This is a genomic window from Irregularibacter muris, from assembly GCF_024622505.1.
Classification (GTDB): Bacteria; Bacillota; Clostridia; order Eubacteriales; family Garciellaceae; genus Irregularibacter; species Irregularibacter muris.
In genome coordinates this window covers 187,894-213,847 of the sequence record NZ_JANKAS010000003.1, presented here as the reverse complement: position 1 = coordinate 213,847, position 25,954 = coordinate 187,894, and the positions used below count along the sequence as shown (strand labels likewise).

Annotated in this window: 25 protein-coding genes; 19 read left to right on the top strand and 6 right to left on the bottom strand. The window is 35.3% G+C overall.

The features are described from left to right. Nucleotides 1-21: 21 nt before the first annotated feature. Genes NSA47_RS05425 through NSA47_RS05415 form a run of 3 tightly spaced genes read left to right on the top strand, consistent with a single transcriptional unit; the run spans nt 22 to nt 1,883 of the window. Entirely contained in the window at nt 22-960 is a 939-nt protein-coding gene (locus NSA47_RS05425; protein WP_257529895.1) for a 1-phosphofructokinase family hexose kinase, read from the top strand. A 1-nt stretch (nt 961) separates the two neighbouring features. Beyond that, on the top strand, nt 962-1,594 hold the full coding sequence (locus tag NSA47_RS05420; RefSeq protein WP_257529946.1) for a class II aldolase/adducin family protein: 633 nt from the start codon (nt 962-964) through the stop codon (nt 1,592-1,594). 4 nt (nt 1,595-1,598) lie between these two features. Next, nucleotides 1,599-1,883: a hypothetical protein gene (locus tag NSA47_RS05415; RefSeq protein ID WP_257529894.1), complete on the top strand. Its 285-nt coding sequence runs from the start codon at nt 1,599-1,601 to the stop codon at nt 1,881-1,883. Between the two features lie 80 nt (nt 1,884-1,963). Here the strand turns inward: NSA47_RS05415 and NSA47_RS05410 are convergent, their stop codons facing one another. Both NSA47_RS05410 and NSA47_RS05405 read right to left on the bottom strand, forming a co-directional pair. Beyond that, nucleotides 1,964-3,577, bottom strand: coding sequence for an ABC transporter permease (locus tag NSA47_RS05410; RefSeq protein WP_257529893.1), 1,614 nt, complete (start codon nt 3,575-3,577; stop codon nt 1,964-1,966). A gap of 26 nt (nt 3,578-3,603) precedes the next feature. Next, nucleotides 3,604-4,485 (bottom strand): ABC transporter ATP-binding protein, encoded by an 882-nt coding sequence (locus NSA47_RS05405; protein WP_257529892.1) that lies wholly within the window; start codon nt 4,483-4,485, stop codon nt 3,604-3,606. A gap of 309 nt (nt 4,486-4,794) precedes the next feature. Between NSA47_RS05405 and NSA47_RS05400 the strand changes: the two genes are divergently transcribed. The 8 genes from NSA47_RS05400 (at nt 4,795) to NSA47_RS05365 (ending at nt 13,463) form a co-directional block, all read left to right on the top strand. Further along, nucleotides 4,795-5,394, top strand: coding sequence for a TetR/AcrR family transcriptional regulator (locus NSA47_RS05400; protein WP_257529891.1), 600 nt, complete (start codon nt 4,795-4,797; stop codon nt 5,392-5,394). Between the two features lie 109 nt (nt 5,395-5,503). Beyond that, a complete protein-coding gene (hepT, locus tag NSA47_RS05395; protein WP_257529890.1) occupies nt 5,504-5,962 on the top strand; it encodes a type VII toxin-antitoxin system HepT family RNase toxin in 459 nt (152 codons plus the stop codon). A gap of 320 nt (nt 5,963-6,282) precedes the next feature. Beyond that, entirely contained in the window at nt 6,283-6,732 is a 450-nt protein-coding gene (locus tag NSA47_RS05390; RefSeq protein ID WP_257529889.1) for a PTS sugar transporter subunit IIA, read from the top strand. Nucleotides 6,733-6,748: 16 nt separating this feature from the next. Continuing rightward, nucleotides 6,749-7,066, top strand: coding sequence for a PTS fructose transporter subunit IIB (locus NSA47_RS05385; RefSeq protein WP_257529888.1), 318 nt, complete (start codon nt 6,749-6,751; stop codon nt 7,064-7,066). 139 nt (nt 7,067-7,205) lie between these two features. Next, nucleotides 7,206-8,438, top strand: a complete 1,233-nt coding sequence (locus NSA47_RS05380) for a PTS fructose transporter subunit IIC (protein ID WP_257529887.1) — start codon at nt 7,206-7,208, stop codon at nt 8,436-8,438. A gap of 83 nt (nt 8,439-8,521) precedes the next feature. Beyond that, nucleotides 8,522-11,194, top strand: a complete 2,673-nt coding sequence (locus NSA47_RS05375; RefSeq protein ID WP_257529886.1) for a glycoside hydrolase family 38 N-terminal domain-containing protein — start codon at nt 8,522-8,524, stop codon at nt 11,192-11,194. 4 nt (nt 11,195-11,198) lie between these two features. After that, nucleotides 11,199-13,169 carry a BglG family transcription antiterminator gene (locus tag NSA47_RS05370; RefSeq protein WP_257529885.1) on the top strand — a complete coding sequence of 657 codons (1,971 nt, stop codon included), beginning with the start codon at nt 11,199-11,201 and terminating at the stop codon, nt 13,167-13,169. A gap of 123 nt (nt 13,170-13,292) precedes the next feature. Then, nucleotides 13,293-13,463 carry a hypothetical protein gene (locus tag NSA47_RS05365; protein WP_257529884.1) on the top strand — a complete coding sequence of 57 codons (171 nt, stop codon included), beginning with the start codon at nt 13,293-13,295 and terminating at the stop codon, nt 13,461-13,463. A gap of 193 nt (nt 13,464-13,656) precedes the next feature. Here NSA47_RS05365 and NSA47_RS05360 read toward each other — a convergent pair whose 3' ends face one another. Together NSA47_RS05360 and NSA47_RS05355 are read right to left on the bottom strand one after the other, a co-directional pair. Continuing rightward, nucleotides 13,657-13,920, bottom strand: a complete 264-nt coding sequence (locus tag NSA47_RS05360) for a MerR family transcriptional regulator (protein ID WP_257529883.1) — start codon at nt 13,918-13,920, stop codon at nt 13,657-13,659. A 3-nt stretch (nt 13,921-13,923) separates the two neighbouring features. Next, nucleotides 13,924-14,574, bottom strand: coding sequence for a GPP34 family phosphoprotein (locus NSA47_RS05355; protein ID WP_257529882.1), 651 nt, complete (start codon nt 14,572-14,574; stop codon nt 13,924-13,926). A 627-nt stretch (nt 14,575-15,201) separates the two neighbouring features. Between NSA47_RS05355 and manA the strand changes: the two genes are divergently transcribed. After that, on the top strand, nt 15,202-16,149 hold the full coding sequence (gene manA, locus NSA47_RS05350; protein ID WP_257529881.1) for a mannose-6-phosphate isomerase, class I: 948 nt from the start codon (nt 15,202-15,204) through the stop codon (nt 16,147-16,149). Nucleotides 16,150-16,215: 66 nt separating this feature from the next. On the opposite strand, the gene NSA47_RS05345 is transcribed toward manA, so the two are convergent. Then, complete coding sequence (locus NSA47_RS05345) at nt 16,216-17,148, bottom strand: LCP family protein (RefSeq protein WP_257529880.1); 933 nt, start codon at nt 17,146-17,148, stop codon at nt 16,216-16,218. Between the two features lie 396 nt (nt 17,149-17,544). On the opposite strand from NSA47_RS05345, the gene gltS reads away from it, so the two are divergent. Continuing rightward, entirely contained in the window at nt 17,545-18,753 is a 1,209-nt protein-coding gene (gene gltS, locus NSA47_RS05340; protein ID WP_257529879.1) for a sodium/glutamate symporter, read from the top strand. An 81-nt stretch (nt 18,754-18,834) separates the two neighbouring features. Here the strand turns inward: gltS and NSA47_RS05335 are convergent, their stop codons facing one another. Continuing rightward, nucleotides 18,835-19,221 carry an allophanate hydrolase-related protein gene (locus tag NSA47_RS05335; protein WP_257529878.1) on the bottom strand — a complete coding sequence of 129 codons (387 nt, stop codon included), beginning with the start codon at nt 19,219-19,221 and terminating at the stop codon, nt 18,835-18,837. 403 nt (nt 19,222-19,624) lie between these two features. Between NSA47_RS05335 and proC the strand changes: the two genes are divergently transcribed. The 6 genes from proC (at nt 19,625) to NSA47_RS05305 (ending at nt 25,775) form a co-directional block, all read left to right on the top strand. Beyond that, nucleotides 19,625-20,428, top strand: a complete 804-nt coding sequence (gene proC / locus NSA47_RS05330; protein ID WP_257529877.1) for a pyrroline-5-carboxylate reductase — start codon at nt 19,625-19,627, stop codon at nt 20,426-20,428. 154 nt (nt 20,429-20,582) lie between these two features. Then, nucleotides 20,583-21,320: an L-2-amino-thiazoline-4-carboxylic acid hydrolase gene (locus NSA47_RS05325; protein ID WP_257529876.1), complete on the top strand. Its 738-nt coding sequence runs from the start codon at nt 20,583-20,585 to the stop codon at nt 21,318-21,320. Nucleotides 21,321-21,496: 176 nt separating this feature from the next. Then, nucleotides 21,497-22,003: an RNA polymerase sigma factor gene (locus tag NSA47_RS05320; RefSeq protein WP_257529875.1), complete on the top strand. Its 507-nt coding sequence runs from the start codon at nt 21,497-21,499 to the stop codon at nt 22,001-22,003. After that, nucleotides 21,993-23,135 (top strand): anti-sigma factor, encoded by a 1,143-nt coding sequence (locus tag NSA47_RS05315; protein WP_257529874.1) that lies wholly within the window; start codon nt 21,993-21,995, stop codon nt 23,133-23,135. Before NSA47_RS05320 ends, NSA47_RS05315 begins: the two co-directional genes overlap by 11 nt. Before the next feature lie 299 nt (nt 23,136-23,434). Next, nucleotides 23,435-24,664 (top strand): sensor histidine kinase, encoded by a 1,230-nt coding sequence (locus NSA47_RS05310; RefSeq protein ID WP_257529873.1) that lies wholly within the window; start codon nt 23,435-23,437, stop codon nt 24,662-24,664. Nucleotides 24,665-24,674: 10 nt separating this feature from the next. Beyond that, nucleotides 24,675-25,775: a response regulator transcription factor gene (locus NSA47_RS05305; RefSeq protein WP_257529872.1), complete on the top strand. Its 1,101-nt coding sequence runs from the start codon at nt 24,675-24,677 to the stop codon at nt 25,773-25,775. The last annotated feature ends 179 nt before the right edge of the window (nt 25,776-25,954 follow it).

The following is a 25,954-nucleotide window of genomic DNA, read 5'->3' as shown; positions in this document are numbered from 1 at the left end:
CAAAGAATGGAGGGTACTTAAGTGATATATACAGTTACTCTCAACACAGCAATAGATCGTTTAATCCAAATCTATGGAAAACTCCAAAGAAAGCACAATAACAAGACAAAGCTTACCACCTATGACATAGGAGGGAAGGCCACTCATGTCTCAGTAGCTCTGTCCATGCTGGGGATTGATAGCATTGCCACAGGTTTTATTGGGGGGAAAGCTGGCAGAATGATGGCAGAGATGATGGAAGAAAAAGGTGTGCAATGTGAGTTTATTCATCAAGCAGGATCAGAAACACGGGAATCCATTATTTTAATTGATGAGACCAATCAAGGGAGTTTTATGATCACACAACCTGGTTTTACTATTTTAGAAGATTCCCTAAAGAGGTTAAAAACCTATTTGGATAGTCAATTAAAAGATGAAGACATTGTTGTTTTCGCGGGTTCCCCTCCTTCTGGTTTTCATTTATCTGACTATGTAGATTTGCTTTCTATTGTAAAAAGTAAAGGGGCTAAATTAGTAGTAGATTCCTCTGGTGAATATCTGAGAGAAGCAATTCATGTTAAACCCTATTTAATAAAGCCCAATGAATTTGAATTTCAAGAGTATGTGAACAAAAAACTAACCTCCATTAATGATTTTAAGGAAGCACTTATGGAAGTCAAAGGGAAATGTGACTATTGGGTTGTTTCCCTTGGGAAAAGGGGAAGTATTTCAATAGATGCTGAAGGAAATTGTATATATGCTGCTGCTCCAAAAGTTCAAGAGGTTAATGAAACTGGTGCAGGTGACTTTTTCGTCGGGGGTTTAGTTGCAAAGATATATGAAAAGGCATCAATTGAAGAAATGCTAAGATTTGCAAGTGCGGTAGGGACTTCTAAAGCAAAACAGTGCGATACTTCTTCTATTGATGTGGGGGACTTAGACAGGTTACAGTCTTTAGTAAAAATAGAGAGGATTGATTAATATGTTATATGAACTAGAAAGACGAGAAATGTGCAGAATCGTAAAATCTATGTTTGATCGATGGACAACTAATGTAGCAGGGGGAAATCTATCCGCTAAAGTAGATGAAGGGATTTTCATCATGACGCCTACTCTGATGTCCGAAGAGCAATTATGGAATCCAAATCCAGAAGGCATATTGGTGGTAGATAAAGATTTAAATATTATTGAAGGGGTTGGTAAACTAACCAGAGAAATCAATATGCACATGGCCATTTATCATACCGATAAAAGAGTGAATGCAGTAATCCATGCCCACCCAAAGGAAATGATGGCATTTGCCACAATGGGCATTGATATGCCCCTAGTATGTGAAAATGTTGGTAAACTAGGTGAAGCTTTCCCATGCTTACCCTATGCACCAGCAGTATCAGAAGAGTTAGCTAATGCAGTTACTACATTTATTAAAGAAGAAATCCTTCCTACTGGCGTACAACCGCCCTATGGTGCTTTGTTAAGGGGACATGGAGTTATTTTAGCAGGGGACGGTCTAGCAAGTACCAACAATATTCTTGAAAGGCTTGAAATCAACGCATATACCTATGTGCAGTCCATAGCTTTACAATCTGCTGGTTTTAAGTATGACCATAAATAGTAGGATGAATCAATCCAGAGATAAAGGGAAAAAGATGTCTAAATGGCTGTTTTATGCCTTGGTTATTTTTACGGTGGTATTGTTGATTTTTGCTATAATAAGCAAGCAGTTTATACTAGGCCTTCTAGCTTTACTCTTTGCTCTATTTTTAAAGCCCTATTCTAGAAATATTTCTTTACCAGATGCATATCTGCGGCAAATTGGCATGGAGGGAAAGGATATCTCCCTAGAAGAGTTAACCGATGGAGTAAAGACCAAAAGGAAAAAATATAAAAATACAAAAGCATAATTAAGGAGGTGTCCCAGATTGATTTCTGGGGCACCTCCTTATAAATTAGATTGTGGTTCTCATTTTTATTTACTTTTGGGTTAAGCCCCTTCCATCATGTCCCGTCTCTTATATCCCAAATAGCCAATGATCATCAAAGCGATGCTAATTGCAGTTATGGTAATGAAGATAGAAGCATCAAAGTCCTCCATGGGCATTCGTGGTATCCAGCTTTTTATAGCTGTTTTTAAAAACCAATCCGGCAAATCCAAGATACCTGAAAAGTAATTTAATATAAAGGAATATCCAAGATATACATAGATAAGTTTACCCAGTCTTGGTGCCCACCCTAGTGTTAAAGCTGCCAGCGCTGTAAAGAATAATACTGCGGGCAAGAAATTAAATCCTGCAGCTAAAAAATCAATCATTTCCATTGTTGCACTATCCGACATTACAGAGATTGCTGTCCCTCCAAGTCCACCTGCAACGAATAAAGTTCCTAGTAAACCAGCAAAAATGGCTAACCCAATACTGGTCCAATAAAATTGACCACGGGTCACTTTTGTAGCATGAAGTTGACTTAAATATAAACGGCTTTCTACAGCAAAAAGTTTATTGACGATAACAATGGGCAAAATAGAAACCAAGCCCATCATAACCATCATAATGGTACCCGTAAAGGATTCTTCAATGGAAACCCCTGATTGAGTAAACATTTGCTGTACGATATCGCTACTTTCAATGAAAGATTGCATATCTCCATAAATGGATCCATAGGCAGCACCCAAAATGACAAAAGCAATTAACCAAGCAATCATTACTCCTTTATTAATCTTGATAAATAAACCCGGGACAGATAATAATGATTTTTTTGCATTTGCTCTTCCTTCTCTTTCAGGTAGATACCCTGCTCCCATATCCCGAGCTCCTTCAAGAGCAAAGGCGATAACCACCAGGATAAGACAGAAAATAAAGCCATAGCCAAGGGGCAGCCAGTGGTTTTCAGTAAAGGGATAGGTTAAATAAGTCCAGCCCATTGGATTGATCATGGATAAATCAATATTGGAGATATCGGTGCCTGCACGAAGGATATAGAGAAGTCCCACAATTCCAAGGGATGACCCTGTTGCACCAGAGGATGATGGCATTATTTGTGCCATCACAAGTGCAATGGCTGCACCCATTATGCCAGCCATTCCAATAGATGTTCCGAATAAAAAAGATCCTTTTGCAGAGATGGTATCGGCACCAAAGATGGTCATTACACCACCAATAAATAGTGCAAGTAATACATTTATGAAAATTGTTTCTATCATTGAAGCCAGAGAATTTGCCTGACGTCCTATTTGAAATGAACGTATAAGTTCCAAAAGTCCTAAGTCTTCTTCTTTACGGGTGTGCCCCACTATGTGCAAAACAGACATGATCATGGCAAACAAACCGCAGAATAATAACATTGTATGGGTATACATTGCCCCTAATGTATAATGGGTTGCTATTTTAATTGGAGTAGGTCCAACCATCGATGTCATGGCAGGATTTTGCATGGTTTCATACATTCCAATTAAGCCTTGCCCCTTGGCTATTTCTTCAAAAGCAGGAACGAAACCTGCCGAAAATAGACCGAGTCCTATAATCCAAAATATTATTTTTTTCCAATCGCGCTTTAGATACTGTAAAAACAATATATCCCAACGCATAAATTTCTCTTTCATCACATTCTCACCTCCCAATCAAATGATTATTCTTCATAGTGACGCATAAACAAGTCTTCAAGAGTTGGAGGCACAGCCTCAAACTTTTTAACCCCCAACTTGGTTGCTTCCTTTAGAATATCATTGATGTATTGATTATCTGCTGAGAACGTAGCTTGATTATCCTTTTGTGTGAAGTCGTGTATGCCATGGATAGAAGCCATTTTTGTCACATCATCTTCTGTTAATAATGTTATTGTAGAACGGGTTAAATGACGCAATTCATCTAGAGTACCTGTTTCTACTATTTCACCTTGACGAATGATAACCACCTTATCTGCTAAACGTTCTACTTCACTTAAAATATGAGAAGATAGGAGAATGGCCTTACCCTCCTTTTTGATTTTTGCTACTTCTTCCTGAAAGACAGATTCCATCAATGGATCAAGACCGGAAGTGGGTTCATCAAATATATATAAATCTGGATTAACAGATAGTGCTGCAATTAAACCAACTTTTTGCCTATTTCCTTTGGAATAACTTTTGGCTTTTTTCTTAGGATCCAATTCAAAACGTTCAATGAGATAATCCCGTTTTTTCTTATCTCCTCCACCATGAAGTTTAATAAATAGATCGATAATTTCTCCTCCTGTTAGATTTCCCCAAAGGGCTACATCACCTGGAACATAGGAAATACGCTTATGAATTTCTAAGCTGTCTTTCCAAACATCCTTTCCAAAGATTTGTGCTTCTCCCCCATTACGTTTAAGAATCCCCAATAGAATACGAATGGTTGTAGATTTACCTGCTCCATTTGGACCGATAAAGCCAACAACTTGTTCCTTATCTACGGTAAAGGTTACATCCCTTAGGGCTTGAAACTTACCAAATTTCTTTTGAACTCCTTGTAATTTCACAATTTCTGCCATAACCTTGACACTCCTTCACTAAAAAATTTTGATAGCGTGTTATAACCTGATTTCCAGTTTAAGTAAAAATGTTAGAGGACGTATTAAACTATTCATGTATATTTGGTACATATTAATTTGTTTTAAGGCATGTTTTAAACTAAAATAAACTTATTAGTTCAATATTAACACTTTTCAAAAATATAATCAATAATAAATACTAAACCAGCTTTGATAGTTCATAAGTATTCGTATATAATAGAATTAGGAATAAAATTAGTGAAAATAATATTTTTTAAGTGAATGATCTATAGAAAGTAGGTAATAAAGTTGAATGGTTTTGAAAGAAGAACCGAAGAAAAGAAAAAGAAGGTTTTAGAATCAACTTTTGAATTAATGAATAGTAGTGACGATGGAAATATCACAATGGAGGAAATAGCTAAGCATGCTAATGTGGGGAAAACTACAATTTTTAAATATTTTGATAGTAAGGACAATCTAATCCATGAAGTTTATAAGTCTTTTTTAGACCAATTGATAGAAGAAGCAGAGGAGGTTCTGGATGAGAATAAATCTTTTGAAGAGACATTAATTGCCCTAACACAGAATAAAATTAGATTTCTAAATAGAATCAATAAAAGATTTTACACAAGAATGATGAAATATATCACAGAGAAAAATGAAAATGGATTGTCTCTAATAATCCAAAGATACACCCGAGATAGTTATAGTACGATGCTGGATTTATTTCATCGAGGACGAAAGGAAGGAAAAGTGGATTTAAAATACTCTGATGAATTTTTACTCCTTTATTTTCGGACTATTGTAGAAGGGTTATCCAATCCACAAATATATGAGCAAGCCACACCTTATATAGAAGAGTGGACAGAAATGCTTCTTAAAGGAATTGCACCAAGGAAAAGGGATTGAGAGAGGAAAAAATCATAGGATAATCCTAGGAGAAATAAGCGAATTCCAAAAAAATGAAAAGATATACTATAAATAGATAGAGAATGATGAAAGGGTGAGGAAGATATACTTGCCAGAAGAAAATAAGAAGAAAATCATAGGTTTTTTAAAAAAAGAATTTAACCCCAAGTTTATTTATCTTTTTGGATCTTTTGCCAAAGGAGAAGGACATGAAGATAGTGATATAGACTTGGCTATTTATACAGATAATATTATTGATCCCTATACGCTGCTTATGGCTGCAGGTAATCTTTCTTTTGAGGTGAAAAGGGATATTCAGAGTGTTCATTTAAAAGATTATACTAAACAAGATTCTATCGTATTGAATATTCAAAGAGCTTTTGAAGCATTAAATCATCACAATATAATTGACGATAAAATGTTAAAAAAATTAAAGGCAATGATTGGTTTCAGAAACATAGCTGTTCATAATTATCAAAATAGTGATGTAGAAATCTTACAAAAAGTTATCGAAAATCATTTAGGGGATTTTGAGGAATTTATATATTCTGTTAATAAAATTCAATAAGATGAGAGAATAAGTAAATTATTCACATCTGACTCCGTTTGCCCTATGGCTGCTAAGTAAGGGACAAAAAACATAAAAATAGAAAAGAATAGTATAGATCAAGAGACTGAGCACGAAATTATTCGTGCCCAGTCTCTTTTTATATCCTTGATAAGGCCTGTTTAATTAAATATATTTTACCGATATAACGGTAAGTTTAAAATAAATTAAACCCTTTCACGATGCTATAATAACTTTAAAGGATTAGGAAAATTCTGTTTTGAAATACAAGATCATTATTATAAATTTTAAAAAGAGTACTTAAAAACGGTCAAAGGGGAATGCAATTGGAAATCTTTAAAAGAAACTACCTATTTTTAGATGTAGATGTAAAAAGGAAAGAAGAGGCTATGAATTTTATTGCCAGTAAGGCTGATGAGTTGGGAATATCTAAAGACAAACAGCAAACAGAAGAAGATTTATGGAATAGAGAAAAAGAATTTAACACAGCAATTGATGAGACAATAGCCATACCCCATACAAAATCAGAGACAATTAATTTTCCAGCGGTATTGATTATAAAGCTAAAAAATAGCATTGATTGGGGTGGAGAGAACATTAAACTAATTATATCTTTTTTAACCCCCAAGGAAAATAAAGAAAATATTCATTTAACTATGTTGTCAAAGATCTCTAGGAAGTTGATTGATGAGGAGTTTAAATTAACGCTAAACCAATCAAATGATGCGAACGTAGTATATAAATTAATACAAAATGCTTTAAATTCTTAAAAGGAGGAGAAGGGATATGGCAAAAAAAATTGTAGGGGTATGTGCTTGCACAATGGGATTGGCACATACATTTATGGCGGCAGAAGCCTTGGAGAAAACAGCAAAAGAGCGAGGATATGATATAAAGGTTGAAACTCAAGGCTCAGATGGTATTCAAAATAGACTTGAAGCTACAGATATTGCAGAGGCGGATATCATTATTCATGCAATAGCCATTACGCCTGATGGCATGGAAAGGTTTGAAGGATATGAAATATATGAAGTAGGATTGCAAGAATTGATTAAAAACCCAGGGGGAATCTTAGAAGAAATTGAAGAAGATTTAGGATTTTAAGAAGAAGTTTTAAGATATCCAAATAGCTATTAGCTTTTTATAAAAATCATAAATTTACCGTTGTGCTGGCTGAATACTAACCAACGAGTACAACAAATTAAGTTCATTTTCATTTGAATAAGAAAAGGGGGAGTTTTACATGGCAATTACCAAAAGAACGGTAGGTTCATCCGGTGATAAACCTACGGGACGGGCAAAAGGAGGAGGAAATGGAAAAAGAACGGTTTGGACAGAAATAAGCAGACACATAATGACAGGAATATCCTACATGATACCCATATTAATTATGGGAGGACTTATTGGGGCATTTTCACAAATTATACCCTATGTTATTTTAGGAATTGATCCTTCCTTATCTATTGTGGATGCATTAAACTCAGGTCAGTTTGTAGGCACCAGTGAAACATTATTAAAATTAGCAAATACAATGTCAAGCTTTGGATTTACCTTATTCGGATTTGCAGTCCCTATGTTCTCAGCATTTACTGCCAATTCAATAGGTGGAAAAACTGCCCTTCTGGCAGGATTTATCGGTGGGTATGTAGCTAACAATCCGGTTGCAAGAATGGGATTGGTGGATGGAACATGGGAAGCCGTACCACCAATTGCTTCAGGATTTCTAGGCGGAGTAATCATAGCTTTTACTGTTGGATATTTTGTCAAATGGCTAAACGCAAAAATAAAAGTATCCCATAATTGGTTGGCCTTTAAAACAACCTTCTTAGTTCCTCTGTTAACGGCATTATTTACATTAATAGCAATGGTATATATCATTACTCCGCTAGGTGGAGCTTTAAACAATGGAATAAGAAGCATATTGCTTTCGGCAGGAACAGCGGGGGAAATGATCTATGCAACCATCCTTTCGGCTGCAACGGCTTTTGACCTAGGAGGCCCTGTAAACAAGGCGGCTGGATTTGTTGCTACTGCATTTACCGTGGAAAAGACCCTACCTATTACTGCAAGGGTTCTAGCCATAGTTACGCCATCCATAGGACTTGGATTAAGTACCCTCATTGATAAAAAGTTAGTAGGCAGAAGAGTATACGATAAGCAATTTTATCAAGCAGGAAAGACATCCATATTCTTAGCCTTTATGGGGATTTCAGAAGGGGCTATTCCCTTTGCATTGGAAAGACCTGGATTTACAATTCCGTTATATGTGGTTTGCTCTGTCATAGGGTCAATAACGGCAATTGCACTGGGAGCCGTCCAATGGTTCCCAGAATCCGCTATATGGGCATGGCCACTAATCGATGGAATCATTCCCTATATTATAGGATTGGTTGTAGGGGCTACCTTAATTGCTGTAATAAATGTATTGTATAGAAATAATTTAATTAAGAAGGGGAAATTAGAAGTTTTTGAATAAAACAGATCATCTCTAAAAACAAAAAAATCCAATGAAGTAAGGGATCCTTAAGGGCTCCCTTATCTTTATAATAAGGAGGCAAAATGAAAAAGTTGAAGGTAGGCATAATTCCTCATACCCATTGGGATAGAGAATGGTATTTTACATCTTCCAAATCAATGATTTACTCTCTCCATGATTTTGATGAAATTATTGATCATTTAGAACAAGATCAGGAATTTAAATGTTTTATCCTTGATGGGCAAACCTCAATAATAGAAGACTATATTTCTATGAGACCTAGTATGGAGGAAAGAATAAAAAAGCTTATTAGAGAAAATAGGATAGCTACGGGCCCATGGTACACCCAACCAGATACTTTGGTGGTATCGGGAGAATCTCTAGTTAGAAATTTGCTTTATGGTACACGCAAGGCTAAAGAACTTGGAAAGTGCATGGAAATTGGATATCTTCCAGATTCCTTTGGAATGAGTGAGCAGATGCCACAAATCTATAGAGGATTTGGACTGAAGTATGCAGCATTTAGGAGAGGCATTGCTGATGGATTAGTTAAAAAAGGAGAATTTTATTGGAGCTCACCAAATGGAGATGAAGTCTTTGTCCATAATATTTATGCCTATGGTAGCTTTGGCTACCCACCAGAGAAACCAGAGGATCTAAAAAAGTACCTTATGGAAAGCATAGAAAATTTGAAAGAGAAGTATGCAGCAGGATTCATATTATTATTCAATGGAGAGGATCAAAAACCCATTAGAAAAAATTTGCCCAAACTGATTAAGACCGCTAGGGAGGTATTGCCAAACATTGATGTTGAAATGATGTCCTTGGAGGAAGCAATGGCCGAGATTGAGAAATCCGGTATAGATTTTGAAAGATATCAAGGGGAGTTTACCTTTGGACAATATTCCAGAACCCATAAAAGCATTTTCTCCACCCGGGCAGATTTAAAAATCATGAATAATAGGATAGAAAATTATCTTCAAAATATAGCTGAACCCGTGTCATCTTTGGCTTATATGCTGGGATGTAAATATGAGGAAAGGGTTTTTGAAAAGATTTGGAAACTGATGCTTGATAATTCTGCCCATGATAGCATTGGTATGTGCAATTCAGATGACACCAATAGAGATGTCCAGCACAGATTTATTGAAGCAAACCATCTTTCTAGGGCATTAACAGAATTAAAGCTTAGGGAAATCAGTACAAAAATCCCAGTGAAGGATCACTTCCAATTTCAGGTATATAACCTTCTTCCCTATGAAAGAGGAGGACTTTTAGAAACCCAATTATTTTTACCCTTTCGTGAAGTAGAAATTTATGATGAAGAAGGCAATAGATACCCATCAGAAGTGGTGGATATTAAAAATGTAACCGATTCTATTCTTAAAAAATCAATTAGAGAAATTGGTGTAGACAATGATTCCCATACTTCTTGGCATAAGGAAATCCAAAATATATTTGAGGCTAAAATGCTTATCGATATTGAGAAACTACAACCCTTTAGCTATAAAACTCTCTATATACGTAAAAAAGAAAAAATGCAGGAATCATTAGTCCAGCAAAACAATTGTATTGAAAATGAATATCTTTCTATATCAATAAATAATGATGGAAGGATAGATATCTACGATAAGAAGAGACAAAAAAATTATATAGATGCTATCTATTTTGAAGATGATGGGGATGAAGGGGATAGTTATGACTATTCTGAGCCAACCCATAACCAGTATTTAAGAAATGTTAGGGTAAAAAGTATAGACAATACATCAAATACTCTTAAAAGCACACTGTATATCATTCTTGAAATGCCATTGCCCTATAACTTGAAAGAAAGAGATCAAGGAAAAACCTCTGTTTGTAATAGGATAGCTCTAAATCTTTCTTTAGTTAAAAACAATCCTAATGTGGAAATAGATATCACTGTACTCAATAGAGCTATAGAACATCGATTAAGAATGGTTGTAAATACCGATATCTATGCAAAGTATTCCTATGCAGATGAACAATTCGGTACCATCAAAAGAAAGGTATATCTCAAAGAAGTTGAGTTTTGGAAGGAAGAAGGATGGAATGAAAAGCCAAGAACAATAGAGCCAATGCAAAGTTTTGTGGGGATAGCAAAAGAGAATTCTGCCCTTCAAGTCATTACAGACTCGGTGCGGGAATATCAGATTATCGGTGAAAAATTTAATAAAATTGCTATGACGATATTGCGGTCTACACCCTATCTTGGCAAAGAAGAGCTAAATGATAGACCCGGTAGGGAATCAGGAACAAAAGCCCCAACCCCCGATGCCGAGCTTATGCATAAAGAAATACATGCAAAGTATCATATGGCATACCATGATCAATATCAGGCCTATGATTTTGCTAAAAATGCAAAGGAAATACTTACACCGATTATTTCCTACCAAGGAGCACAATTTAAAAATAATACTACCTATTTTATACTTACAAATCCAAGGGATAAAGACTTACCCTCAGATTATTCAGCCTTTGAGATCAAAGGAGATGTGGTTTTATCCACGGTTAAAAAAGCAGAGGATAAAGAGGAGTTGGTTATAAGATTTTATAATCCCCATCGAAGCTTGAGCAAGAATGCATTATTTGCAGGGACATCAGGAAGTCTCTACCAATCCACATTAGATGAAAGGATAATCTCTACAATAAAAGACCGCAAAATAAAAGTTGGAACATGCGAAGTGAAGAGCATTATTTATTTACAGCATCCTAATGATATAGAAACAAAAAGGTGAGTTTATGAATAGAAGAGAAGAAAACTTGATAAGAATTTTATATGAAAGAAAGAATACCTTTGTATTGGTTCGGGAAATGGCTGAACATGAAAATTGTTCAGATAAGACCATTAGGAATTCCCTTAATAAGGTAGAAAAATATCTTAGCAAGTTTTCTTCTGATTTAAAGCTTGATCGAATCAAAGGAAAAGGAATTTGCTTAAGAGTGAAAGAAAATTCTAGATGGACTCTTAACCATGTTCTAGGAAGTAGTTGCTTAAATGAAGAAACATTATCTACCCGTGAGCGAAGATTTGAATTGGCATATACATTATTAATGTCAACAAAGGCCATGACATTAAAGGAGTTTTCAAAGAAATATTATGTAAATAAAAAGGTTATTGCAGATGATCTAGTTGAAATCAGAAGACAATTGGAAAAATATAATTTGAAAATTATTTCGAAACAGAGGGTGGGAAATTATATTGAAGGGGTAGAGAAGGATAAGAGAGAAGCATTGGCACAGGCCATCAAGAATCAAGGAGAGTTTAATAAAGCTAAAGATAGTTTGAAAAGTATTTTTATGCCCTATGAGATAGAGATGGTTAACAAGGCTATCGTGGACTTACAAAATCATATGGAGATATCTTTTGTTGATGAATCGAGTGACGCATTAACTATACATATTCTTTTTATGATAAAGAGGATAAAACTAAATCAATCTATAAAACTCTCCAGAAGTAAAAAAGATTTAGTGGCACCAAAAATTCAGTATTCATGGGCAATGAAGTTAGCTAGAAATCTAGAAGAGGTCTTTTCTATAAGATTTCCAGAGGATGAAATCATTTATTTAGCTATACATCTATTAGGAGCAAAATATAATGGGGACAATACCATTGAATTAAGTAATTTTATACATAGTTCAGAAGCAAATATTGTAGATATTTTAATGGATAGATTATTAGATAATTTAGAAAAGATCGGGGAAACATCCTTTAAGTCTGATGGAATATTAATACAAGCTTTAAGGCTACATTTATACGCCTCCCTTAATAGGATTAATTATGGCCTATCATTGGAAAATCCAATATTGGATAAGATAAAACAAATGAGCCCATATTTATACTATGAAGTTTTAGATATTATAGATAGATTTAATACCCAATACAATATGAACATTCCAAAGGAGGAGGTGGCATATATAACCATCCATTTTCAGGCCTCTATTGAAAGGAATAGGAAGGATCCTCCTAAAAAATATTCAGCGATTATTCTATGTCATCTTGGAATAGGGATTTCCAATTACCTGAAAATAAAGTTGGAAAAAATATTTCCATGGATTGATTTTAAAGGGAGTATTTCTGTTAAAGAAATTAGAGAATATACAAAAAGTAACTCAGTAAACTTTATATTTTCAACCGTAGATATTGATAAATATCATATAAACTACATAAAGATAAATTCTATTATCGATCAAACAGAGGAGAAAAAAATTGAAGAGGCAATAAATAAACATCTAATGACTATGGATTTAAAAAAGGACAGAAAAGCTCATAAATTTATCTATAATGAATTTATATTTTTAAATAAAAATTTTAAAAATAAAATAGAAATTATAAAATTTATTACAGATGAATTACAAAGGACAGGGCGAATAGATGAAAAATTTTTTTCTACGGTGTTAAAAAGAGAAGCTGTAGATTCCACAGAGATAGGTAATTTTCTGGCTATACCCCATGGGAGTACAGATCACATTATATCTTCAACCATAAGTATCCTTACACTAAGAAAACCAATTGTATGGGATAGAGATCAGGTCCAGATTATATTTCTTTTGGCGGTGAAAAAAGATGATTATTCCAAGGATAATACAATGAGGAATTTTTTCAAGTTTTTAAATAATTTGACTGCAAATAAGGAAGTACTCAAAAAATTAATGGAAGAGAATAATATCAATCTTTTCTTAAAATCTATAAAAAATCTATATGTTTTATAAATCCATCTTAAGCCAGAGGGCAAGTGAGAGGTAGCCTATTTGTAAAAATATCATTTTTACAATTCAGATGTTGTGTCCAATTCTGTAGTTGTCTTGATAGGATCTTTATTAGTTGGTTATGAAATGGTTAACTTTCCAATTATAACAATGAACTTTGTTTTGGCATCTGCATTTTCTATTAGCTTATCATTGGCAATAGGAAGAATCTTTAAAAATCCTGAAATTGCAGGTACAACAGCTGCTTTGATATCTATGCTAACCTTATTTTTGTCTATGGTTGCCTATGATGAATAGTATCAAGAGGTGCTAAAAATTATTAGATATATAGGTAAATTTACTCCACAGTATTGGATATTTGATAGTTTGGAAAGAACAGTATTTTTTCCAAATATACTTATAATTAGTTTTATAGTAATGGCATTATTTACAGCCGAAAGTTATAACTTAAAAGATTTTATTATAGATAAATAGTCAGGCAAGAACCTGACTATTTATCCGATTTTAATGTTGATTTTATTTCTGCTATGGATTTTCCTTCTTTTTTAAGTTTTTCTATTATATCCAGTCTATCAATTGAATCTATTCTATTATAACGTCTTGTAAGATTCGTATCTTCTTGAAAAAATGGTAGTAGACCACACTCGGTATAATATTTTAAAGTACTATAACGAATATCTGTTAACCTAACTAGCTCTCCGATAGTTACAAATTCAGAACTACTTATAACTTTATCTGTTCTTCTTCTAGCCATCTATTAAATAACTCCTAAGAATATAGCCAAAATAGATATTAATAGAATAGTTGATTCCATAGCTTCTTTAACAGGGCTATTTACAGGGGAATTTCGTATTTCCTCCATTTTTTCATTTAACTTATTTCTTTCATGTTTTGAGAAGTAATCTTTTAGATGAGAAGATTTGTCCAATAACATAGAGAGTACTGTATTCTCTTGGGTAACTGGTCCATCCTCAAGTAATTCAGCCCTAATCTCTTCTATGATTTTTTTAACTTCAACTTTATTTGGGATGTAAGATTCGCTACTTGAGAGAAAATTCGCTTTACTATCTATTTTCACTGCATTTACTTCTGCAAGTGATTTTGCTATAGCTTTAAATAATTTAGTCTTAGATTTTCCTAAATCTTTTGTAGAAAATTCTATTACCACACTCTTGGCACTTTTATCCGATGACTTAAGGAAAGTATAGAATGTTTTTAAATAAGATAGATTTCTAGGAAGCTCGCCCTTTACTTGTATTTTTTCATCCACATAGTCGATTATATCATTTAGTATGAGATCCAACATACCTGCAGCGATTAACCAGTTTTCATCTAGACTTAATTTAGGTATTGTTCCGTCTTCTTTTAAGACACATAATAAAAAACTTTGAGAAATTGAATAATCCATAATTACCTCCTTATATTGAATGGAACATACTACTTACTACTTACTACTTATCTTATAATACCATCTTTTATTTAAATTGCAAAGAGATAGTTTTATTTGAAAGAAAGATATATAAGACGATAAAAATTAGAAAAGGCAAGGGATAGAAGCATTACTGCATTTTATTATTGTTATAAATTAACATAAAATTAACCTTATTTGACATATACCTTAACTGGAATTCAATTTAAGATCTAATCCTATGCAAATTATGTAATGTTTATGTATGGGTAAAAGCGGGTTTTTACCTGCTTTCTTTATCTTTAAATAGTATAAAAATCTAATTATCCGCGCTTTAAGCGTGAGTTTAGTAAACTCATTGGCTTTCTCATCATTGCGGTAGAATTGGTCTTCAATGCTTCTGGTATGAAAGATGTGTTACTAGAACTATTTAATCAGGTTTTGGGGGCTTAAATTACATGGAGGAGAGATTTACCCAGAACGACAATATCGTCCTAAGATTAGGGAATATGAAAAATTGTGGAAAGAGTATTATAAAAATCATGAGGATTTTATGTTAAAATAAGCATATAAAGAATCTCAATATAAGACAATAATAAGGCTATCTAAAGAATAGGAGGTAAGGAAATGAGTAATTCAGTACTTTTTTTTGAACCTATTTTTAAAGAAAAAATATGGGGTGGTAATAAGTTAAGAGACTTTGGATATGATATCCCATCGGATAAAACAGGAGAGTGCTGGGCTGTTGCCGCCCATCCCAATGGGCAAAGTATAGTAAAAAATGGTCAATTCAAAGGACAAACCCTAGGAGAACTCTGGGAAAATCATAGGGAAATTTTTGGTGGAATTCAGGGAGAAAAGTTCCCCTTACTGGTAAAAATCATTGATGCCCATGAAGATCTATCGGTGCAAGTACATCCAAGGGATGACTACGCTAGAGAAAATGAAAATGGAGAACTGGGAAAGACAGAATGCTGGTATATCTTAGATTGTGATAAAGAGGCTAAGCTAGTTTATGGAATTAATGCAAAGAATAAAGAAGAACTAGATGAAATGATAGATCAAGGTAGGTGGGCGGATTTATTGCAAAGCACTCCTATCAAAAAAGGTGACTTCTTCTATGTGCCCAGTGGTACAGTACATGCCCTTAAGGCGGGGACTTTAGTATTAGAAATACAACAAAACTCTGATACTACCTATAGACTTTATGATTATGATCGAAGAGATCAACAGGGAAATTTAAGAGAACTTCATATAGAAAAATCTAAGGATGTTATCGAAGTACCCTTTAAGAATAGACAATATGAACTAGAAGTACAAAACATAGAGGGAATGACCAAGACTAGGCTTATTCAGTCAGAATATTTTACAGTGGAAAAATATGAGATAAATGGATATAGTGATGTAGAGAATAATACTCCTTTTACGCTTTGCAGTATTATTCAGGGAGAAGGAAAAATAAAAATAGGAGAAGAGGAATATCATGTTACCAAAGGAGATCATTTTATGATAACTTCGGAAGTGAAAAAATATAATCTCCAAGGAAACTTTGCAATGGTTATCTCTCATGTTTAGAAGGATATATCTACATTAAAGGATAGAAAAGGCCAACTGCTTATAGCAGTTGGCCTTTTCTATCTTTTAATTTTTGACCTCTATCCCATCTTTTTCATAAATATATTCATGCAAAAAATTCACATTAGCCGCCAAATCCTGGGGCACTAAATAATAAACCCCATTCATCTTTTGTCCCTTAGCATAACCATCCACAGGAATTCGATACTGATCTATAGACCGTACTCCATGAGTAAAGGCAGAAGTACCTAGTTTTAGCATTTCAGGCTTAGTCAGACTCGTCTCCACATGGGGCAGTAGCTTACTGATCATCTTAGGATATTGCATAGCTCCGGCTCCCATTATCTTATTCATGATCTGCTCTAGTACGACTCTTTGTCTCTCTGTTCTTTCATAATCTCCATTTCCTGCATAACGAATTCTAGAATAGGCCAGGGCCTGCTCCCCATTTAGTGTTTGCACACCCGTTCCACTGACTTTGGCTCTAGATACTTCATAATCCTTAATGTCAATTTCTATTCCGCCTAAGTCATCAACAATATCCATAAGACCAAAAAAGTCTACCATGACATAATCTCTAATATTCATATCAAAGTTTTCATTGATGGTTTTGAGGGCCAATTGAGGGCCACCAAAGGCATAGGCATGATTGATTTTATCCATCCCTCTGCCAGGAATATTCACATAAGTATCTCTCATAATAGAAGTCAGCTTAATTTTCTTGGTATTTAGATCTAAAGTGGCAATCATAATACTATCGGATCGACTATTCTCATTGGGATTTCGCCTATCTAATCCAAAGAGAGCAATATTGGTCACCTTTGGTGTCTTGTTGTCTTCCTTTATCCCCAATTCCTCATTGGAATCAATTATAGGGCCAGTCGCCACCTGATTGAGCAGATTGTAGACATAATAGCCTGTACCCAGTACAAGACATAAAAGAATGACCAGCGTCCCCAATATATATTTTTTAAAAGAAGATTTCTTTTTCTTTGTCATTGTTTAACCCCCTCATGTTAAAAACTATTTTCTGTGCACTTACATACTTATTATAGTTTAATAGATCCTTTGAAACAATAATGTTCCAATAAAAAAATACACAATATAAAGGGATATCTTTAATGATTATGTTTTCAATGTTTATTCTATGGCTTGTCTCCTAACATTATATGGTTGTTGCATATTGTAAAAAATTATTATAAAATAATAAGATATGTTTTCACCATAAAAAGAATCTCCCCTAAAAATAAGATTTCCTCCATTTTAAAATGCCTTTCTAGTTTATTCACTGAGTTTTTCTACCAGGAATAGCGAATAATAATCATAATATTTCATTCGATAAACAAATAAAATAAACAAATAATGAGAAATCTAAAAAACAATAGAGGTGATACTTTGATCATAACACTTGACATGATGCAATCCGCTGCTTTAGGAGTGATGGTATTATTATTGGGGAATTTGGTGGAAAATAAATTTAGGGTATTGAGAAAATATTGCATCCCCACACCTGTGGTAGGGGGATTGATCTTTGCATTGGTAGCCTGGATTCTTAAAGAAAAAAATATTCTGGAATTTAATATAGATACTACTCTTCAAACCCTTGCTATGACAGCATTTTTTACATCTGTAGGGTTTAGTGCAAGCTTTAAGTCCTTAAAAAAGGGAGGGCTAAAGGTATTGGTATTCTTTTTCTGTGCAGTTATATTGGTGGTTTTACAAAATATTCTAGGGATATCCCTAGCAGATCTACTAGGACTTCATCCCCTCATTGGCTTAGCTACAGGATCCATACCTATGACAGGAGGCCATGCAACGGCGGGATCCTTTGGAATCCTTATTGAAAATGCGGGGATTCCAGGAGCGAACACTATAGCCTTTGCAGCCGCAACCTTTGGGTTATTGGCTGGTAGCATGATTGGAGGGCCTACTGCCAATAGGCTAATCACAAAGTATGGCTTAGTGGATAAAAAGGAAGAAAGTAAACTTTCGACAGATGACCAATTTATGGAGGCAGCCCTAATAGAAAACAAGGAAGAGCCATTGGTTGATCGCAATTTTTCCATAGCGGCCTTTGAATTACTTATCGCTATGGGTATAGGGAGTGTTTTATCTGCTATTATTCAAGATGCTGGCATTACCTTGCCTTCTTATATTGGGGCTATGTTATTGGGAGCTATAATGAGAAATATTTCTGATCTTACCAAATCCTATGAGGTGCCTATGAATGAAATCAATATTTTAGGAAGCATAGCTTTAGCTCTATTTTTAGCTATGGCTCTTATGGGTCTGAAGCTGTGGGAATTGGCAGGTTTAGCTATTCCTTTACTGATCATGGTATTGGCCCAAGTACTTTTGATGTTTTTGTATGCAAATCTTGTGACCTTTAGGGTTTTAGGGAAAGACTATGATGCAGCCGTTATTGCTGCAGGGCATTGTGGATTTGGATTGGGAGCAACCCCCAATGGCATTGCTAATATGACTTCTGTAGTAGAAAAGTTTGGGCCTTCCCCCACAGCTTTTTTGGTAATGCCCTTGGTGGGGGCTTTGTTTATTGATTTTTTAAATGCAGGAATTATTACTTTTTTCATGAATATGTTTTAGTATTGATACAGGGCCCTGGAGGTCCATTAGTAGTGATATGGAATAAGAAGGATGGGATTTCTAGAAATCCCATCCTTCTTATTATGCCTTCCTTTGTTGTATATAGGGACGCCAACCACCAAACTCTGTGATTTCCAACTGATCCATACACAAAAAGGGTTCACCGATAACCCCTAAAATTACACTTTTATCTTGTAGAATTACTTTACCAATGGACAATCCTGGTGGTTCATTTAAAAGTACCGATACCAGGCCTTCCACAGGAACATCCCATATTTCTAAAGAAATCTTAGTTCCTTTTTCCCTTACTCTCATCATGGCAGGATGTTTATCCTCAATACTCCACAACCTATAGCAAGAATCTGTCTGATCTTCCCGAAGAAATCTAGCCCCAATGCCAGTAAGGTTTTTGTTGAGTTCTAAACCACGCATTAGGGTTCCATTTACAGCTAGTAATACAGTCTCCAATGATCTCCCTCCCCTAGAATAGATATTCTTTTCCTTATAGTATAGCAAATTCACAACTCTTCGGTCTATAGAATCTAGACAGGTTACCTGATTATCCTTTTGTCGACAATATTACCCAGGAAATAATTCTTTTCTACAGAAAAATGTAGAGATAAGGAAAATTCTTTGTTTTTTCTACAAATTATCTGCTGTTCTGGCAAAATGAAGAGTTTGTTTTGTGCATTATTCTCTCCTAATATCTCTTAAGTAGGATAAAAAAACTAGGAGTTGATTTTGCTTCTTCCAGTTCTTTTTGTATGGCTAGAGTGGCGATAACCCCTTTCTTATTAAAATATTCATAGGACAACCCCTCTAGTTATATAGAATATTATGATAGAATAAAAATAAAAAAGGGGATGAATGGATGGAAAGAATTATTGGCTTTATAGGATGTGGAAATATGGCAAGGGCAATCATCCAAGGGATGACAAAATCAAAGACGGTTTCCCCCAAAAATATTATTGCCTCCGATAGGGTGCAGGGAAGTTTGGATTTTGTATCTAAAGAGTGTGGAATAGACATCACTGCCAATAATAAGGAGGTAGCCCAAAAAGCAGATATCTTATTTCTGGCTGTAAAACCTGATGGATATCAAAGGGTCATAGAGGAAATCAAAGATAGGGTAAAAAAAGAAGTTATTGTCGTGACCATTGCAGCAGGCCAGAGTATAGAAAGTGTAGAAAAAAACTTTGGCAGAAAAGTCAAAGTCATCAGAACTATGCCCAATACTCCAGCTTTCGTGGGAGAAGCTATGACCAGCGTGTGTACCAATGAGAAGGTAACAGAGAAAGAAAAGAAAGAGGTTTTGAGACTCCTTCAAAGCTTTGGGAAAACAGAATGGGTAGAAGAAAAATTAATGGATGTGGTCACCGGAACCACAGGTTCTTCCCCCGCCTATGTCTTTATGATGATTGAAGCTATGGCTGATGGGGCAGTCCTTCGGGGCATGCCTAGGGATAAGGCTTATAAATTAGCAGCCCAAACCCTTTTGGGTTCTGCGAAGATGGTTTTAGAAACCGGAAAACATCCCGGAGAATTAAAGGATATGGTATGTTCCCCAGGAGGAACCACTATAGAAGCCGTAGCAGCCCTAGAGGAAAATGGTTTTAGACATGCTGTAATGAAGGCTGTTGTGGCGGCTACAGATAAATCCAGTAGTCTAGCCTAAGGAAAAGCATAACGATTTTATGGATCTTCGTTGCACAAGAAAGCGGCTACCGCCGCCCTAGTGAAATAGGAAAGTTTGGTCCCTTGCCAGCAAGACGAACTTTCCTATTTCAAAATAAAGGGATACTTCCCTTATCTTAGAGGAGGGTGAGATAATGATAAATAAACAGGAAGTTGTATTTTCTCCTACCCATCATGCAAGGTTATTTTCCTTTATTGCCAAAGAAATGGCATTGTCCTTTGGAAGAGAAGGGGAAAAGGTAGTCAAGGATGCAGTAAAGAGATATGGTTTTCAAAGAGGCCATAGGATGGCCCTGAGGGCACAGGCCGATGGATTTGAACTTACTCCTTTAAATTATATTGCCTATGGAGAATGGGAGGATACTACGGGGAAGTTGGATTTTCGCTTTCCAGAAAGTAGCCGTGATGTTCCTATGGAAGGACATCAATGTCCTTGGTTTTTGGCCTGGCAGGAAGGACAAGAGTTAGAATATGCTCCCTTATATTGTGAGGATATTGATACTTATTTGGTTAAAGGATTCAACGAAAATATATTGTTTGAAGTCAAGGGTATTCGTCCCCAGGGAGCTAGGATTTGTGATTTCTGGTTTAGAGAAGGGAAGATGTCCCCTGAGGAAAAGAAGGTTTTAGAGGAGAGAAAAAAGAAATTAGGCAAGAGGGCAAAGATGCCTTGGGCCTATCACATGGGACATCTTTATAAAACCATAAAGGAAGAGGTTGAAACCCACCTAGGGAAAAAAGGGGAGGAAGCTTTCCAAAGGGCTTTGGAAAGATTTGAAAAGGAATATGGAACCCAAGCCCTAGAAGAACTAAGGAAATATGATGCAGTAGATTTTGATATCCTACCTCCCTATGAGGGCATAAAGGGATAGAAAAACGGCTTAAGCCGTTTTTTTTATATGACCAACTCCAATTGATACTCTAGTATACTAGGATAGATAAAAAGCATAATAAATACGCACTCAAATTTGCACCAATGATAGAAAACAGGATATAGTTGTAACTTTTTGACCTTTTAAACGTCTTATTTATAGAGGAGGTAAGAACATTGAGGGAAAATTCATTGGATGATATTTATAAACTTTATATAAATGATCTTCATTATTACCTCCTATCCCTATGCAAGGATAAATACATTGTAGAGGATATTCTGCAAGATACCTTTTATAAGGCCTATCTACATTTTGAAAGCTGTCCTAAGGAAAGAGTGAAAAGCTGGCTTTTTACTATTGCCCACAATGCTTATATAGACTATTTGAGGAAAAACAAAAGAAGTATCCCAAGAGAAGATTTGTTTTTTCACCAAGTGGAGGGAAACACCAATATAGAGCAGGAATATTTAGCCAAAGAAAATTTGGGAGAAATAGAAAGCATCATAAAGACCCTACCTATCAGACAGAGGCAGGCTATCCATTTCTGTGATTTTGAAGAATTATCTTACAAAGAAGGAGCGGAGAAAATGAGAATTAGCTTGTCCTATTATAAAGTATTGGTATTTAGAGCACGGCAAGCTATTCGGGAAAAAATGAAAGGAAGGGGTAAAGATGAGAGATGATTTTGAAGAAAAATTAAAACAATATATGGAGGGAACCTTAAATCCAGAAGAAAAGGAAGAAGTGGAAAGGGAACTTGATCGGCTGGAAAAATATCAGGAATGGATAGAAAGAGAAGTGGATGATTCTAGGGAAATCCCTAGAAAAAATGTCCTAGAGGACAAAAAATATAGAAAAGCTCTTATAAAGGGAAAGTGGAAAGCAAGATTTCACAATGCCTTAACTGCTCTTGCAATTTTGATAGTAATTACGGTGATATCCAGTATCGTGTCATCTTTTTACTATTTGTCAGGAACCCCTCCAAGAATAGAAAGGTATAGGGAGATTGTCCAATTTTCTATAGCCACCACTTATCCCAATGCAAGAATGGAGGGCTCTGGTATGGAAGTAAGACCTTTTTTTACTACTGGGATAAAGGGGAATTTACAAAAGCGTATAGGAGATAGGGAGAAAAAAATAGGAGATATAGAAGGCAGTTTTTTATTCAATGCCCTAAGTATAGAGCCTATAAAGCTTTACTCTGATGATGACCACCCGCTAATCTCCTTTGATCCTTCAGAAGAAAGATATGTATCCCAATGGGAGCGCTTAGAAAAAATTCCTGAGGGAACTGTAGCGGAGGCTTTTGTGGTCTTTGATAGAGCATACCCAACGGAAGAAGCTTTGAAAAAGTTTTTAGGGAAAAACTTACAGTTATTATGGTTAGGAGTGGATATTAAAAGGCCTGATGGAGATGTATTTGCCCAACCCATTGGTTTCCCCCATCATCCCATGTGGTTGGAAGAAGACTATAGGTTAGAGAGTAAGGAAGTAGAAAAAGGGTTTTTAGGAAGTAAAGCCACCACAGAATTAAAATCTGCCCCTAATATAGATGACTATGGAGACGGAAAATTGAGAAATGAAAACTTTTTAAGAGTTCTAAAATATCTCCAAAAATATCCCAAAATATCCCAGAGAGTAGCCCCATTTACCATGCATAATTTAGATGAGATTATTTCTTATGTTCAAAAAAATGGAGTCAAGATTTATGGGATGGTAGTGACAGGCCCCAGTAAAGAAATTTTGAAATTAAAAGAAGAAGATTGGGTAAGAGGCGTTACAGTGGGGGAAGTAGATTTCTGGAATATGGATTGAGTACAAGGAAAGCACATTGGAGTCCTCCCTTGTAGATTATAAAAAAGAAATGGCCATCCTGTTAGCGACAGAAATTAATAATATAAGCCCAATAAGCTCTTTGTCATAGCGGAAAAACATCATCTAGCAGCTTAGGGAAATATTTATATTTTCCTTAAGCTGCTTTTCCCTTATTTTTCTGACACTTTCTCACCCCTACCTGATAATAATTTACAATACCTCTTCAAAATTTAGTCATGAAATGATAAAGTTATTTATAAGATAGAGGTATAGATAACTTTTTTCATGGGGGAATTATGATGAGAGTTTTAAGCCTGAAAGACATTATCGATGTACAGGATTTACAGGACATTCAAGATAGTTTTTCCCAAGTGACAAAATTAGCGGCAGTTACAGTAGATTTTCGGGGAGAACCCATTACAAAATATAGCAATTTTACAAACTATTGCATGAAATTTAGGGAAAAAGGAATATGTAGAGACATCTGCTATCAATCCGATGCCTTTGGAGGTCTCCAATCTGCTCGTACAGGTAAGCCCCATATATACAGATGCCATTCAGGACTCTATGATATGGCAGTGCCTATCATATTTGAAGGGCAATTTTTAGGATCCATCCTAGCGGGGCAGGTAAAGCTACAAGGAACCGAGAATAAATATAGTACAAGCGTACCCGGGGTGTCTGAGGAAATGAAAGACCATCTAAATACTCCAGAGCTGAAAGAGCTTTTAAAAGATATTGCAAAGATTACAGAAGAAGAATTAGAATCCGCTGCTCAGTTACTTTTTATCTTTGGAAACTATGTGGTGAAAAGCGGAATCGCCCAATATGCTCAGCAACAGCTTAACGAAAAAAACAATAAACTCATTGCAGAAATGAAAGCCCGTATAGAATTAGAGAAAAACCTAAAGGATGCAGAAATTAAAATCCTCAAATCCCAGATAAATCCTCATTTCTTATTTAACACCCTAAACACCATTAGCAATCTCTCCATGATGGAGGGAGCAGAAAAGACCACAGAAGTCATATTTTTTCTAGCAGATATGCTGCGATATACCATTAAAAATGAAGTAAATTACATGGTATCCGTAGAACAAGAGCTGTCCTATGTCCTGAAATATTTAAAAATTCAGCAAATAAGAATGGGACATAAGCTTAAATTTAGCATTAATGTGGATGAAAAATTTTATAACCTAAAGATGCCCTTTATGATCCTCCAACCCATTGTATGCAATTCTATAGATCATGGAATATTTTCCAGGGATAGGGGATATATCCACATTACAGCTCAGGAGCTGGAAGAAGACATCCTTTTGACCGTAGAGGATAATGGTGTAGGCATTGAACAAAGTAAGATTGACCAAATCTTACAGGGAAAATATGTGGACAATCAGGATGAACTATCCAACGGAATAGGACTCATCAATGCTGACAAAAGGCTAATTCATCAATTTGGACCGGACTACAGACTAAAGATAAATTCTATCCCAGGGAAAGGCACCAAGGTAACGATAAAAATACCGAGGTAGGTGAGAAAGTGTGAAAAGAATTTTATTGGTAGAAGATGAATATTTAGAAAGAGAAGCATTGAAAATGATTTTATCTTCCAAGGCCCAACAATACACCATTATTGGAGAAGTGGACAACGGCATGGATGCCATAGAGTTTGTAAAAGAACATGAGGTAGATATTATTTTTATGGACATAAAAATGCCCAAGCTAGGGGGCATGGAAGCCTCTCGGCGAATAAAAGAAATCAATCCTGCCATCGCCATTATTATTATCACAGCCTATAATGACTTTGAACTCGCCCAAAGTGCCATTAAATACAATATAGACGATTATTTACTTAAGCCCACCCGACCAAAACTCATCTACGAAGCCCTAGAAAATATAGTGAGTAAAATTTCTTATAAAAATATCCTAAAGCAGGATTCCAATCCCACAGACATAAAAGAAAAACTCAAAAGAAATTTTCTGCAAGGAGACTATATCAAAGCCAAGGAAAATCTCAAAGAACTACACCATACAAAGTTTCAAAGTGCAGAAGAAGCCCATACTATTCTCAAGGATATTCTCATCACTCTATCCTCCATTGCCAATGGCTTTGGTATAGATGTAGATAAACAATTACAGGAAGAAGTAAAGAGGAGACTAAAAAATATCATGTCCCAGGAACAATATCTCCAAATCCTAGACCTTATCTTTGAAGAAATCTTTCAAGTCATCATTGAAGAAAAACGAGTCAAGTATCCAAAGGAAATGGACTATGCCCTACAATATATAGAAAAAAAACTCACCCACAATCTCACCCTAGAAAAAGTAGCAACCTACATGAACATATCTCCCCACTATTTCAGCAAATTATTCAAAGCCCAAGTGGGAATAAACTTTGTTGATTACATTACCCAAAGAAAAATAAACCAAGCCAAAGAAATGATCACTACCACCGACCACTCTCTATGCAGCATTGCCTATGCCCTAGGCTTCAACGAAGCCAACTATTTCAGTAAAGTATTCAAGAAAACCACAGGACTCACCCCCAGCAAATATAGGGAACAATTCAAAGAAACTCAAAATGAAACCAATAAGTATCTACAAAGGGCCACTCCCCAGATATATGGGAAGTGGATTGTATGATAAGAAGTAGAAGGCCTAGGGAAAAAAAGATGCATTTTAATGGAAAAATTCTCTACGCCTAAAATTATCATCCTAGGACAAAAAAGTATCATCCCATAATAAACTCCATAAAAATCTATCAGAACTTAAAAAATTAGTGTAATGGCTTTCGAGCCATTTTTTTTTATACTTATAATGTA

Excerpts from the sequence above, each read along its gene's own strand:
- NSA47_RS05420 (WP_257529946.1), top strand. The coding sequence starts at position 962 with ATGTTATATGAACTAGAAAGACGAGAAATGTGCAGAATCGTAAAATCT.
- NSA47_RS05415 (WP_257529894.1), top strand. The coding sequence starts at position 1,599 with ATGAATCAATCCAGAGATAAAGGGAAAAAGATGTCTAAATGGCTGTTT.
- NSA47_RS05410 (WP_257529893.1), bottom strand. The coding sequence starts at position 3,577 with ATGAAAGAGAAATTTATGCGTTGGGATATATTGTTTTTACAGTATCTA.
- NSA47_RS05405 (WP_257529892.1), bottom strand. The coding sequence starts at position 4,485 with ATGGCAGAAATTGTGAAATTACAAGGAGTTCAAAAGAAATTTGGTAAG.
- NSA47_RS05390 (WP_257529889.1), top strand. The coding sequence starts at position 6,283 with ATGCAATTGGAAATCTTTAAAAGAAACTACCTATTTTTAGATGTAGAT.
- NSA47_RS05385 (WP_257529888.1), top strand. The coding sequence starts at position 6,749 with ATGGCAAAAAAAATTGTAGGGGTATGTGCTTGCACAATGGGATTGGCA.
- NSA47_RS05380 (WP_257529887.1), top strand. The coding sequence starts at position 7,206 with ATGGCAATTACCAAAAGAACGGTAGGTTCATCCGGTGATAAACCTACG.
- NSA47_RS05375 (WP_257529886.1), top strand. The coding sequence starts at position 8,522 with ATGAAAAAGTTGAAGGTAGGCATAATTCCTCATACCCATTGGGATAGA.
- NSA47_RS05370 (WP_257529885.1), top strand. The coding sequence starts at position 11,199 with ATGAATAGAAGAGAAGAAAACTTGATAAGAATTTTATATGAAAGAAAG.
- NSA47_RS05365 (WP_257529884.1), top strand. The coding sequence starts at position 13,293 with ATGGTTAACTTTCCAATTATAACAATGAACTTTGTTTTGGCATCTGCA.
- NSA47_RS05360 (WP_257529883.1), bottom strand. The coding sequence starts at position 13,920 with ATGGCTAGAAGAAGAACAGATAAAGTTATAAGTAGTTCTGAATTTGTA.
- NSA47_RS05355 (WP_257529882.1), bottom strand. The coding sequence starts at position 14,574 with ATGGATTATTCAATTTCTCAAAGTTTTTTATTATGTGTCTTAAAAGAA.
- manA (WP_257529881.1), top strand. The coding sequence starts at position 15,202 with ATGAGTAATTCAGTACTTTTTTTTGAACCTATTTTTAAAGAAAAAATA.
- NSA47_RS05345 (WP_257529880.1), bottom strand. The coding sequence starts at position 17,148 with ATGACAAAGAAAAAGAAATCTTCTTTTAAAAAATATATATTGGGGACG.
- proC (WP_257529877.1), top strand. The coding sequence starts at position 19,625 with ATGGAAAGAATTATTGGCTTTATAGGATGTGGAAATATGGCAAGGGCA.
- NSA47_RS05325 (WP_257529876.1), top strand. The coding sequence starts at position 20,583 with ATGATAAATAAACAGGAAGTTGTATTTTCTCCTACCCATCATGCAAGG.
- NSA47_RS05315 (WP_257529874.1), top strand. The coding sequence starts at position 21,993 with ATGAGAGATGATTTTGAAGAAAAATTAAAACAATATATGGAGGGAACC.
- NSA47_RS05310 (WP_257529873.1), top strand. The coding sequence starts at position 23,435 with ATGAGAGTTTTAAGCCTGAAAGACATTATCGATGTACAGGATTTACAG.